At 27.2% G+C, this 13035-nt stretch carries 14 protein-coding genes; 4 read left to right on the forward strand and 10 right to left on the reverse strand.

All coding sequences use genetic code 11. The features are described from left to right. Position 1 precedes the first annotated feature (1 nt). From ATR_RS00760 to ATR_RS00790, 7 genes are all read right to left on the reverse strand, one after another. A complete protein-coding gene (locus ATR_RS00760; RefSeq protein WP_115427598.1) occupies positions 2–670 on the reverse strand; it encodes a phosphate signaling complex PhoU family protein in 669 nt (222 codons plus the stop codon). After that, positions 670–1440: a phosphate ABC transporter ATP-binding protein PstB gene (pstB, locus tag ATR_RS00765; protein WP_115427599.1), complete on the reverse strand. Its 771-nt coding sequence runs from the start codon at positions 1438–1440 to the stop codon at positions 670–672. Before pstB ends, ATR_RS00760 begins: the two co-directional genes overlap by 1 nt. A 14-nt stretch (positions 1441–1454) precedes the next feature. Continuing rightward, entirely contained in the window at positions 1455–2642 is a 1188-nt protein-coding gene (pstA, locus tag ATR_RS00770) for a phosphate ABC transporter permease PstA (protein WP_164966710.1), read from the reverse strand. Then, on the reverse strand, positions 2639–3571 hold the full coding sequence (gene pstC / locus ATR_RS00775; RefSeq protein ID WP_115427600.1) for a phosphate ABC transporter permease subunit PstC: 933 nt from the start codon (positions 3569–3571) through the stop codon (positions 2639–2641). The genes pstA and pstC overlap by 4 nt, the downstream gene beginning before the upstream one ends. Positions 3572–3634: 63 nt before the next feature. After that, positions 3635–5365: a GGDEF domain-containing protein gene (locus ATR_RS00780; protein ID WP_115427601.1), complete on the reverse strand. Its 1731-nt coding sequence runs from the start codon at positions 5363–5365 to the stop codon at positions 3635–3637. Between the two features lie 63 nt (positions 5366–5428). Next, positions 5429–6484 (reverse strand): substrate-binding domain-containing protein, encoded by a 1056-nt coding sequence (locus ATR_RS00785; protein WP_115427602.1) that lies wholly within the window; start codon positions 6482–6484, stop codon positions 5429–5431. 62 nt (positions 6485–6546) lie between these two features. Then, entirely contained in the window at positions 6547–7101 is a 555-nt protein-coding gene (locus ATR_RS00790) for a PhnA domain-containing protein (protein WP_115427603.1), read from the reverse strand. A 111-nt stretch (positions 7102–7212) separates the two neighbouring features. On the opposite strand from ATR_RS00790, the gene ATR_RS00795 reads away from it, so the two are divergent. After that, positions 7213–7809 (forward strand): HPP family protein, encoded by a 597-nt coding sequence (locus tag ATR_RS00795; RefSeq protein WP_115427604.1) that lies wholly within the window; start codon positions 7213–7215, stop codon positions 7807–7809. Here the strand turns inward: ATR_RS00795 and ATR_RS00800 are convergent. Together ATR_RS00800 and ATR_RS00805 are read right to left on the reverse strand one after the other, a co-directional pair. Beyond that, positions 7806–8435 carry a Wzz/FepE/Etk N-terminal domain-containing protein gene (locus ATR_RS00800; protein WP_115427605.1) on the reverse strand — a complete coding sequence of 210 codons (630 nt, stop codon included), beginning with the start codon at positions 8433–8435 and terminating at the stop codon, positions 7806–7808. The two genes, ATR_RS00795 and ATR_RS00800, sit on opposite strands and share 4 nt — an antisense overlap. Positions 8436–8461: 26 nt before the next feature. Continuing rightward, positions 8462–9682 (reverse strand): L,D-transpeptidase, encoded by a 1221-nt coding sequence (locus tag ATR_RS00805; RefSeq protein ID WP_115427606.1) that lies wholly within the window; start codon positions 9680–9682, stop codon positions 8462–8464. A gap of 78 nt (positions 9683–9760) precedes the next feature. Here ATR_RS00805 and ATR_RS00810 point away from each other — a divergent pair, with 78 nt between their 5' ends. The 3 genes from ATR_RS00810 to ATR_RS09815 are packed head-to-tail and all read left to right on the forward strand — an operon-like array spanning position 9761 to position 12074. Next, positions 9761–10927 carry a MotA/TolQ/ExbB proton channel family protein gene (locus ATR_RS00810; protein WP_115427607.1) on the forward strand — a complete coding sequence of 389 codons (1167 nt, stop codon included), beginning with the start codon at positions 9761–9763 and terminating at the stop codon, positions 10925–10927. 6 nt (positions 10928–10933) lie between these two features. Further along, the gene (locus ATR_RS00815) at positions 10934–11938 is read left to right on the forward strand and encodes an OmpA family protein (RefSeq protein ID WP_115427608.1); all 1005 of its coding nucleotides are present in this window, start codon (positions 10934–10936) and stop codon (positions 11936–11938) included. Then, entirely contained in the window at positions 11919–12074 is a 156-nt protein-coding gene (locus ATR_RS09815) for a hypothetical protein (protein WP_164966709.1), read from the forward strand. Before ATR_RS00815 ends, ATR_RS09815 begins: the two co-directional genes overlap by 20 nt. On the opposite strand, the gene tilS is transcribed toward ATR_RS09815, so the two are convergent. Beyond that, positions 12064–13035, reverse strand: a complete 972-nt coding sequence (tilS, locus tag ATR_RS00820; RefSeq protein WP_115427609.1) for a tRNA lysidine(34) synthetase TilS — start codon at positions 13033–13035, stop codon at positions 12064–12066. The genes ATR_RS09815 and tilS overlap by 11 nt on opposite strands.

The raw sequence follows: 13035 nt of genomic DNA on the forward strand, positions 1-13035 counted from the left end.
TTTATGATTGAACTATATCTCCTCCTAGTTTGGCAAACTGCAATAAACTAGCTATAGAAACTGATCTATCTGCAATTTTTTCTAATCTTCTTAAACTACTTAAAAGGTCAAAATACTCCTTTGAAAGATCTAGTTTTTTTGTGATTAGTTTTAAGATATTTTTTTCTATCATTAAATATAAATCATCTGTTTTACTCTCTTCCACAATAACTTTTTGATACTTCTCTTCAACTTTAGAAGAGTCTTGTTCATTAATTATTGAAATTGCCGTTTTTGTAGATAATAAAGCTGATTTTAGAAGAGGTATTGTGTACTCTAAAATAGTATTTGTATCTAAATCATCACTATAAGATTTTTTAAACATTTTTGCAAAATCTTTTGTATTTGCAGCTGTTCTTACTATCTCATTTGTAATTTTTAAAAAGGCAACCATACTTCTTAAATCTTTAGCTTCTGGAGTGTATAAAGCTAAAGTTGTAATAATAAGATTATCAATCTCATTTGATTTCACTAAAAACTTTTTTTCACTAACTTCAATATTTTTTAGATTTTCTATCTTTCTTTCATTCAAAGCTTGCAAAGAAACCTCTAAGGCTCCAACAATATCTAAACCTAATTTCTCAACTTCACTTTTAATAAGTTTTAATTTATCTTCGTATGGTTTTAACATTATCCAAATCTCCCTGTAATATAATCTTCTGTTTTTTTATTGCTTGGATTAACAAAGATAGTCTCTGTTATATCATACTCTATTAATTTTCCTAAATGGAAAAATGCTGTATAGTCAGCGACCCTTGCGGCTTGTTGCATATTATGAGTTACCGTTATGATTGTATAATCTTGTTTTAACTCAAGCATAAGTGCTTCGATTTTCTCTGTAGAAATTGGGTCAAGTGCTGATGTTGGTTCATCCATCAAAATAATTTCTGGTTTTATTGCAATTGTTCTTGCAATACAAAGTCTTTGTTGTTGACCACCTGAAAGTGATGTTCCTGGTTGGTGTAATTTATCTTTTACTTCATTCCAAAGTCCTGATTTTATTAGTGAAGTTTCAACTAACTCATCACACTCTTTCCCCTTTTTTACAATTCCATGTTTTAAAGGCGCATAAGCAACATTGTCATAAATAGATTTTGGAAAAGGGTTTGGTTGTTGAAATACCATACCAACTCTTTTTCTAACACTTACTTCATCTACATCTCTATCATAGATATTCTTTTTATCAATTATAATTTTTCCATCTATTTTTACAATAGGAATTAAATCATTCATTCTATTTATACATCTTAAAAATGTTGATTTCCCACAACCAGATGGTCCAATTAAAGCAGTAATTTTATTTTGATATAAATTTAAATTTATATCAAATAAAGCTTGATTTAAACCATAAAAAAGATTTAGATTTTTAACATCTATTTTTGATTTTATCTCTTTATTCATTTTATATTTTCCTTTTACCATTTTACTTCAAATTTTTTTCTTAAATAAATCGCTACTGCATTTAGTGAAATTAGTATTGATAATAGAACTAAAATTCCAGCTGCTGTTTTTTCAATATACATACCTTCAGGCATAGAAGCCCAAGTAAATAGTTGAGCTGGAATTACTGTTGCTGCTTGTGTAACCATAGTTGGAGCATCTGGGATAAAAGCAATCATTCCAATAATTATTAAAGGTGCAGTCTCTCCCATAGCTTGTGCTAAACCTATAATTGAACCAGTCATTATTCCTGGAAATGCAAGAGGTAAGACATGGTCTCTTGTAACTTGAATCTTATTTAATCCTAAGCCATATCCAGCTTGTCTTATACTATCAGGAACTGCTCTTAGAGCTGCTCTTGAACTTACAATAATAATAGGTAATGTCATAAGAGCAAGAGTTAGTCCTCCCACCAAAGGCGAACTTCTAGGCATTCCAAAGAGATTTATAAATATAGCAAGTCCTAAAAGTCCAAATAGAATAGATGGAATAGCTGCAAGATTATTTATATTTATTTCAATAAGTCTTGTAAATTTGTTGTCACCTGCAAACTCTTCTAGATAAATTGCAGTCATTACTCCAATTGGAAATGCAACAAGCATAGTTATAGTTAGAGTTAAAATAGAACCAATAACAGCTGAAAAAATACCAGCATACTCTGGAATTTTTGAGTCACCATTTGTAAAGAATATTGCATTAAACTTCTTTTTTATTAAACCTTCAGCATATAACTCATTAACTGTTTCTATATCTTTATCTTTTAAATTATGATTATGATTTTTTACATATTGATCAACTTGACTACTTGCTAAAATCCAAAGATTTTGAGTTGAATTCATATATGTTGGGTTTTTTTCTAATAACTTTGGCAAATCTCTAAGAGCAGCTCTTGATACTAAATTTCTATAAGATGTTGGAACTGCAAATCTTGTATCTTCCAAAGTTTTTTCACTAAAGGTTACATCCACTTTTACATAAGTTATATTAAATGCAGGAAGACCTTTGCCAATCATATCAAATAAGAAGAATGCTAAAAATGCTATTGAAAATATTAAAGAAGTTAGAGTGAACTTCTTAAATCTTTTTGCACTTGCATGTCTTTTTTTTAGTGTTGGGTCATAAAATGGATTATGAGCTTTATTTCTTTTTTTTCTTTTTATCATAATGTATTCACTTTATATTTTTCTTTGAATTTTCTAATTAGTGATAATGAAATCATATTTAAAATCAAGGTAACAACAAATAGTACAAGACCTAAAGCAAAGGCTGAAAGTGTTTCAGGTGAATTAAATTCGAAATCTCCAACTAATGAGTTTACTATTGTAACTGTAACTGTTGTCATATCTTCAAGAGGATTCCACGATAAATTTGGTCGTAAACCTGCTGCCATAACAACAATCATAGTCTCTCCTAAAGCTCTTGAAAGTGCAAGAAGTGACGCAGATATAATTCCAGGCATCGCACTTGGAATTACTATATTCTTTATAGTCTCACCATGAGTCATTCCTAAACCAAATGCTGCTTTTCTTTGACTATCTGGAACAGCTCTTATAACATCGTCACTTAAAGATGATATTAAAGGAATAATCATAATTCCCATAACAATTCCAGATGCCAAGGCACTATTAAAAGTAGCTTCAAGTCCAAAAAAAGAAGCAACTTTTACAACAAGTGGAGCAACAGTAATAGCTGCAAAGAAACCATAAACAACCGTTGGAATACCAGCAAGGACTTCCAAAATAGGTTTTAAATAATCTCTTAATTTAGGACTTGCATATTCACTCATATAAATAGCACTTCCAAGACCAATAGGAATAGCAACAAGAAGTGCTATAATTGTGATTACAAATGTTCCCGCAAATATTGGTAATGCACCAAATTGACTATTTGCAACCCCTGGAGACCATGTTGTACCTGTTAAAAAGTACCAAAAGCTTCTTAACTTAAAAAACTCTATAGCTTCAAATAGTATTGAAAATAAAATTCCAAAAGTTGTTAATATAGATATTACAGCTGCAAGGATAAGAGCAGATTTTATAAGCTTTTCATTTAGTTCTCTTCGTTTTTTTTCTGATTGAAGACTACTTAACAAACTTTACCTTTGTGTTAAATTTTGATGAAGTTTAATAGACTTTGATTACATTGTGGTTACAGATTATAAAACTTTATAAACTGGCTCTATTGATTTTTTTGATTCTCTTTTCATAAAGTTTAAAGTATCATCAAAATTTAAGATATTTGATTGAGGATTTATCTCTATAATAGCACTTGATACAGATAAAAAGTTGAAACTTCTAGTTATTCCAAATCTATCTTTTGAAACAATATATCCTATCTCTTTGTCCTCTTTTGAGTATAAGTTTTTTACACTATATTTAAACTCATTTTGAATATCTAAAGTTAATGCAAAAATATCTTCAAAAGTAAAATCTGTTAATCCTACAAAAAAATCATCTCCACCAATATGAGCTATAAAACTATTTTTTGGATATCTTTTTTGTAATAACTCAGAGAATATAAGAATTGCTCTATCTCCTTGTCTAAAACCATAAATGTCATTAAAAGGTTTAAAATCATTAAAATCAAAGTAGATTATGTGAGTTATATTTATTTGAATATTTCTAAAAGAGTTACCAATAAACTTCTCAATTTGATTATTTCCAGGTAGTTTTGTTAGTGGATTTTGATTTGTTGCTATTTCAATATTTCTTTTATAAGACATTGTTAAAAGAGAGTTTAGATTTATTAATCCCAAATATTTATCAGAGTTAGTTATAAAAATTCCAAGAGAGTTCTGAAAATTTAGATTATATATCTCTAAGATTTTATCAATTCCCCAAGATATTTCAACACTTAAAGCAGGTTTTAAATATTTTAAAAGAGTTGTTGAGAAATTTTGATTTTGTGCTAGAGATAATCCATATTGAGAGTAAGATATTTTTTTGATTTCACTTTCATAAATAATTCCTAAGAAATATCCAAATTCATCAACTATTGGTACAAAATTATGCTCTGTACTCTTTTTAAAATGTAAGATTATATCATATAAAGAGCTATTCACAGGCATTGGTCTAATCTTATCTACAAATTGTTCATCTATAAATTTATTTTGATTTTCTCTTTTATCATCCAAAATAAGGTTTGAGATGTTAGTGTAAATTGGCTCTATTTCATAAATATTTTTTGTTGGCTTTTGAACTAAAAACCCTTGTATAAAATCAGCACCAATATCTTTACAAGTATAAAACTCTTTTTGGGTTTCTATACCCTCAGCAATTACTTGCATTCCCATAATATGTGCCATATCAATAATAGAAGAGCAAAAAAGTTTTTTCTTTGAGTCTTGGTCTATATTTGATATAAAGAATCTATCAATTTTGATAATATTTGCTTCACTAAAATATAGAAGTTTAAGACCTGAAACTCCTATTCCGAAATCATCTATTGCAATAGAGTAACCACTTTGCTTGTATCTTTGAAGCATAGTAGAAAGAGCATTTTGTTCTATTGAAGTACCTTTTTCACTTAGTTCAAAGATTATTTTGTCTTTAGTTAAATTGTGTTTTGTAAGAATCTTTTCAGTATTACCAGAACTATAATTTTTATTATATATTATTCTGTTATCAAGATTATAAAATAGTTTTAAATTTGTAATATTTAAATTTGCAAATTTTGAGATAGCTTTTTCTCTTAAAAGTAGATCAAATTCATATAAATAATCATTACTAAATGCTAAATCAAAAAGATCATCAATCGTTGTAATATTTGGTATATTATGAACATTTCTTAAGAGTGCTTCAACAGCATATATTTTTCCAGTTTGTGCATAGATTATTGGTTGAAAAGCATAATCTAATTTATCTATTATTTCATTCCAATTAATCATAGTTATCCTAAAATATTTTAAAAGAGGGAATAAAAAGAGCTTTAAACTCTTTTTATTTTATTGTTAGTGTTTTAAATTTTCTACTTTTAATTTCTCACTATTTAAAACTTTTGCTCTAGCTTTTGTTTTTACACTATTTGTTAATGGAATAAGTCCAATTTCAGTCAAAATTCCATCTTCTCCAATCATCTTTTCAGATACAAAAAGTTTTGTAAACTCTCTTAAAGCTGGAACATCTTTTGAGTGTTGATTTTTTATATAAAAGTACATAGACCTTGCTACTGGATATGAAGCATTTGCAATAGTCTCAACTGTTGGTAAAATATTATCGATGCTAATAGCTACAACTTTATCTTTGTTTTCTGCTAAGAATGAGTATCCAAATATACCAATAGCAGCTTCATTTTTTGTAAGTTTTTGTACTATTAAGTTGTCATTTTCTCCACTTTCAACATAAACACCATCTGTTCTAATTTCAGAATATGTTTTATATTTCTTATTTGCAACTTCATCTTTTTTAAATAAATCAGTATAAGCTGCTTTTTTCTCAAATACAGCTTGAAGAACTAACTCCTCAAAAGAGTCTCTAGTTCCTGATGATTTTGGTGGTCCATAAACAATGATTTCTCTATTTGGTAGGTTATTACTAATATCTGACCATTTTTTGTAAGGGTTTGCAATAAGTGTTTTTCCAAGAGCGTCTGGAACCTCTTTTGCAACAGCTAGTGCTAATTGTTCTTTTGTTACATTAAATCCTTGTACTTTTGAACTTTGTGCAATAGCAATTCCATCAAAACCAATTAAGGCTTCAGTTATATCTGTAACACCATTTTCTTGACACATTTTAAATTCACTTGCTTTCATCTGTCTTGAAGCATTTGCAATATCTGGTGTATTTGTATTAACTCCAGCACAAAATAGTTTCATTCCACCACCTGTTCCTGTTGATTCAACAACTGGTGTTGGAAATGATGTTGTAGCTCCAAACTCTTCAGCAACAGAAGATGAAAAAGGATAAACTGTTGATGAACCAACAATTTTTATTTGCTCTCTTGCACTTAAAGTTGTAACCAATAGTGTACTTGCTATTAAAGCTATAGATGTTCTTTTTAAACTCATTTTACTTCCTAATAATTTGATATTTGGAAGTTTAGTTTTGCTTGGTTACAATTTGGTTACCTTTAAGATTTTTTTACAAATTGAGTTAAAATAACTATTTTAACACCATTTACACGACCTTCTATTTGCCCATCTTCACTTCCTAGTGAGATATTTCTTACAGCAGTTCCTCTTTTTGCAGTAAATCCAGCACCTTTTACTTCAAGATCTTTTATAATAGTAACTGTATCTCCAGCATTTAAGATTACACCATTACAATCTTTTTGTACAACACTATTGTTAAATTCTTCTAGGCCTTTATTTGCCCAAGATAAAGTTTCATCATCTAAATAAATCATATCTAAAAGCTCTTGATTATCCAGCTTCTTTAGCATTCTATATGATAGAACTTTAATAGCAGGAGTTTCACTCCACATAGCTTCACTAAGACAATACCAATGATTTTGATCTAATTCGCAATTTTGTTCAAATTGTGATTGACATTTTGGACATAAAAGTGCAGATTGCTCTATTGAGCCATCACTTGGAGATACTTCGAAAATATCTAAATCATTTTGACACTTACAAAGTTCACAACTATTTTCTGCTCTTTTTATTAAATCTTCTAAAATACCCATAACATGCACCTTTTTATAAAATAGCCTTGATTATAACATACTTGATATAAATCATAAAAAAATGGTCAAAAATTTATTACTATGATTTTTTAAATATTAGAGGATTAGGAAATGAACCTATTTTATAAACTTTTTGCAAAAAACAATAGAGAAAACTTTGATATATCAAATCTTTTTTGGTCTTGGATTGGCTCTTTTTTGGGTCTTATATCAATTGCATATTTTCATAAAAACTTTTTAGATGATAGTGATTTACTATTAGTTTTAAGCTCTTTTGGAGCTAGTGCTGTACTAATCTATGGAGCAATTAATTCGCCACTTGCACAACCAAAAAATCTAATAGGTGGACATGTAATTAGTGCAATTATAGGAGTTTCTTGTTATAAACTTTTTGGTGGAAATCTTCTTTTGGCAACAGCAATTGCTGTATCTAGTTCTATATTAATTATGCAGTTAACTTTTACCTTGCATCCTCCAGGTGGTGCTACAGCTTTAATAGCAGTTATTGGAACTCCACAAATTCATGATTTGGGATATTTGTTTGTATTAGTTCCTGTGTTAAGTGGAGCGGTGATACTTTTTTTGATAGCTTTTGTTATAAATAATATTCCAAAAAATCGAGCATATCCAGAAGCTTATAAAAACTATCTAAAAAAACACTATCAAAGATATAAAAGAAAGAGGTTAAAAAAGAGAAGAAAAACTTAGTTTTTTTCCTCTTTGAAGCTATTTATAAATTGCATAAAAAATACTAAAAATATTGATAATATAAACCCTGTTACAAATGCAACAGTTACTATTAAGGCTTTTTTTGGTTTATTTATAGCTTCCTTTGAGATTTTCATTTCACCAATTTGTTTTGTGTTAATAGCAATATTATAAAGCTTTGAAATACCTTCATGTCTTGCTAGAATAAATTCCTTTATTTTGTTTAATTCATTTTTGATAAGTTCTCTATCTTCATCTTCATATTTTATTTCTAAAATTTTTGTTGTACCTTTACTTAATTTTGCACTAGGGTTTTCTAAGTTGCTATTTTTATTATCAATAATATTTTCATCAAAGGTAATATTTATTAGCATTGCTAAATCATTTGTATTTTCAATAAGTTTACTTCCAAATGTTTCACCTTTCATTTCACCCATTTCAAAATATATTTTCCCCTCATAAATAGGATTTGGATTTTTTAACAAAATATATAAAAAAGCTATAGAAGTAACTATAAAAGTAAATATTATAATAAATATTTTTTTATTCCAGATAGTTATAAATAGTTCTCTTAAATCAATCTCATCTTCATTCATTGATTGATTGTTTGTAAAGTTATTTTTCATTCATTTCCTTTAAATTAAAGTGATGATTATATCAAAATAACCTTTACTTTGTTTAGACTTCTGAGCTTGGCAAACTCTTCTAGTAAAATTGCTAGTTCTACAACATCATTATTTTTCATTCTAATACATCCTGCACTTTCATTGCTTCCTAAAGTTTTTTCGTTTAGAGTTCCATGAATTCTATAGGTTGTATTCCCATCAACGCTATGAGTTAGATTTAATTTTGCTAGTCCCATATAGTTGTATTTATGGTTTGGAGGAACTACATCTGGTAAAATAATTCCCTTTTTTGCAAAGCTTCTTTTAGTATCAGCAGTTGGATACCAAACTGGATTTAGAGAAATCTGTGTGATTCTCCCTTCTCCTAAAGGTTTTTTTATACTATTTTTTCCTGTTGAAACAATATAGCTTTTTATCTTTTGTTCATTTTGACCACTTTTTGCAAAAAGATCCATAATATTTGTTTTTGAATCCACTTTTACTATTAATTCATCATAACTCATAAGATTTTTTATATTAGCTTTTTGTATAAGTGGTTTTGAAACTTTTTTTTCATAAGAGTTTGTAAAACTTTGATTACTCTTTGGCTCTTTTATCTGTTGTAAATCAAATTCATTTAAACTAGTTTGTAAAAGTTCTTCTTCATCTTTTTTGCTTAAATTATCATTTGAAACTTGATTTCCAAAATCTATATCACTTTTTAGTTCATTCTTTATATTTGTCTCTTTATTATCAATAGTTTTATCTATTTTTTGCTCTTCTATATTGTAAGGTAAGCTTCCCAAAATCTCTAGGTTTTCTGGTATCATTGATACAATTGGAATATTAACAGAGCTATTTTCATGGTTTTGCTCTTTTATTTGATCTATATTTTGTTTTTTTACTTCAAACTCTTGCTTTATAGTAGTTTTATTATCCATGTCAATAAAAAGTTTATCTTTTCTTACTCTAATAGCAATATTTTCATCCAAAGCTTTTACATATGGTTTTTGCTCTTTTACATATTTTGATGAGTTTTTAAGGTCGATTTGAGCTTTCTCTTTATCTGTATAGATATTTATATTTGTAAAATATCTATTATTTTGTTTTACAATAAATACCTCACCATCCATATTATCAAAAATTCTTTTTTTACAAAAAAGAGCATTTTCTAGATTTGCTGTTGCACAGACTGCTATTGTATATTTTGGACTATTTGCAAAGAGGAAAATAGATAAAAATGGTATTAAAATTATAGATTTTTTCATACTATTCCTTGAAAATTTTTGCTATTTTACTAAATTTTGCTAAAATAGAGTTTATTTTATAGATATTAAGGAAATTTTATGTTTAAAGAGGAAGATCTTTTTGAGTTAAACTCAAAAATAAATAGAAAATGTAAACCGTTTTCAAGAGTTTTTACACTCCTAACAATCCCTAGTGTGCTTTTTGTATTAGTTATTTTATGTTATTTAAATATTTTGCCACTAAAAGTTGAGATACATACAGTTATTTTAATAGGTTTTATATATATTATTTATCTATTTTTTATTAGGCATAATGCCTATTTTGTAGCTTGTAAGTTTAGAACTTTATCTGGTGATTTGCAACTTTCACTTTTAGAGTATATAAATAAGAATCTTCTTACAATTGCAGATACTTCAAAAGCAAATGGAAGTGTAGATGATTTCTTACAAGATTATACAAGTAATCTAAGAAATAGTAATTTTTCAACAATTGCTAGTGGTATTTTTCCAACTCTAGGAATTTTAGGAACTTTTATCTCTATTGCTTTATCAATGCCTGATTTTACATCTAGTAATATTGTGGCTCTTGATAGTGAGATTACAAAGCTTTTAGGTGGAGTAGCTACTGCTTTTTATGTCTCTATTTATGGAATATTTTTATCTATTTGGTGGATATTTTTTGAAAAGTTTGGACTTAGCAGATTTCACCATGATAGCTATCTTATAAAAGAGAGCACAAAAAACTTCTTTTGGACAAAAATAGATATTGAATCACTTCATATAAAGAGTAATTTAGACAATTTTACAAATATGAATAAGATTTTTGAAGAGTTGACATCAAGTAAAGCTATACAAGGTATAAACAAATCAATAGAGCAAAGAGCAAAAAGTATTGATGAATTACTTCAAAAAGAGTATATGTTATCTTTAAGGATTGATGAAAATATTGTAAATTTCGAGAAATTGGTAAAAGTTGTAGAAAATTTATCTTTACAATCAAATTCACAAGCTATGATTTTTAAAGATATTTCAGAGAATTTAAACAAAAATATTTTTGAGTTAAATTCTCATATGAATAATTTAAGCAGTGAAAATTTAAAAGCAATTTATTCAAATATTGTAAAAAGTATTGAAACTATGAAAAGTGATATGGAAAAAATTGAGTGGAAATTTGAAGAGGGATTAAAAGAGTCTTTAAGACAAATAGATGAGCAAACTACAAATATTGTAAAAGATTTAACAATATTTAAAGAGCTTTCAAAGTAGTTAAAAATGTATAAAAAAGATAGAAAAGAAGAGGAGAACTTTTGGGTCTCTTATGCCGATTTGATGGCAGGTTTACTTTTTGTATTTATTTTAGTGATTGCTTCAATAGTTATAAAATATCTATATACACAGCATAGCCTTGAAGATAGTGAAGATGCAAAATCACAGCTATTTTATGAGTTGGCGAAAACAAAAAATATGTATGAAAAGAGTCTTGAAGATTTAAAAGGTGTTAACCAGAAAATAGTTTTAAGCAATAAAGAGGTTGAAAAATTAAAAGCTCTTTTACTTGAGTATGATATTAATATAAAAGATGAGAAGAGTAAAAATGAGAGTCTGAATTTAGCTTTAAGTGATAGTTCAAATCAGATTACTCTCAAAGATGAAGAACTAAAACTTCTAGCTGATAAGCTTTTAGTTCAAACACAAATTCACCAAAAAATGGTAGAGGATTTTGATATTGCAAAACTAAAGATAAAAACTCTAACAGGGATAAAGTTAAATGTTATTGCTAAATTAAAAGAGAAATTAGGAAACTCTATAAATGTAGATGAGAAAAGTGGGGCTATAAAATTTTCATCAAATATCTTATTTGACCAAAACTCTTATATTTTAAAAGAGGAAGCAAAAAAAGAGTTAAGTAGTGTTTTGAAAAATTATCTTTCACTGTTACTTGATGATAAAGAGATATCAAAATATATAGAAAATATAACTATTGAAGGTCATACAAATAGTGATGGAACATATTTGGCAAATCTTTTGTTGTCACAACAAAGAGCATTGGCTGTTATGCAGTTTTTATATGAAGGAAATATCGTAGATAAAAAGCTTTTAAGCACTTTTGTAAACTCAAGTGGAAGAAGTTCTGCTGATCTTATTTTGGATAAAAAAGGGCTTGAAGATAAAGATGCTTCAAGAAGAATTGAGATTAAATTTAATATTAAAAATGAAGAGGCTATAAAAGAGATACAAAAATATTTGGATAAACAAAATGAAAATAGAGTTCAATGATAAAAAAGCACTATATACTCCTACAAATTTAGAAGAGTTAAGTAAAGATATAAAGCAAAAAATTGTAGATAAAAACTTAAATATTTTTCAAAAGATATTTAAACTTTTATTTGGAAAAAAAAGAGTTAAAAATTAATCTCTAGTTTTTTTAAAAAGATATAAGCTCTTATATTTTGTGGGATTTTTTTAATCCTACAAAACTCTTTAAACTCTTTTGTTAAATTAATTTCTGCCTTTGGCGCTATAAATATATAATCCTTTGTAATTGCAATATTAATTTTATGTGAGATTGTAATCTCTTTTTGTTTTAATATCTCAATTCGCTCTTTTTGACTAAGTAAAAAACCTCTTTGTTTTAAAGATTTATCAATAACTCTAAGGTTGAGATTGTTATCTTTTAAATTCTCAAAAACTTCTAACTCTTCAAGAGTTATTATTGGATTTAACTTTATATTTAAAGAGTTTAAATCATTTTCTAAAAAAGAGAAACTATTTTTAATTCCATCTTGGAACTCATTTAAGAATTTATCCGAAAAATTATGTCTAAAATAGTTTCTTTTGTATTTTTCATCTATATTTGAACTATCTATAAAATATTTTATTTTATGCTCTTTTAGATATTTTTCTAATTCATCTTTACTTATATTTAAAAGTGGGCGAAAAATTGAGTAATCTTTTTTCTCTTCAAACTCTTTCATTCCAAAAAGTTCAAGTAGCCCAGCACCTTTTGATAGTTGCATTAAAAACCACTCTAAACGGTCATTTAATTGGTGAGCTGTAATAAGAGTTTGATAGGAATTTTCTTTTATAATTTCTTTGAAAAAATTATATCTTATATCTCTTGCATTTTTTTCAAAGTTTGAGCTGCTTTCTAATTTTACATCTTTTAAAAAGATTTTTTTATCATATTTATTAGCTAAGTTTAAAGCATATTCAACTTCATCTTTTGATTGCTCTCTTATATTATAATTTACAATTGCGATATCAAAATTAGTTTTGGAGTTTAAAAGTAAGAAAAAAAGAGCACTACTATCAACTCCACCTGAAAAGGCTAGAAGATTTTTGCTATTTTTTATCCTACTAAAATCTAAATCCAT

It is taken from the genome of Aliarcobacter trophiarum LMG 25534 (assembly GCF_003355515.1).
Taxonomy (GTDB): Bacteria; Campylobacterota; Campylobacteria; order Campylobacterales; family Arcobacteraceae; genus Aliarcobacter; species Aliarcobacter trophiarum.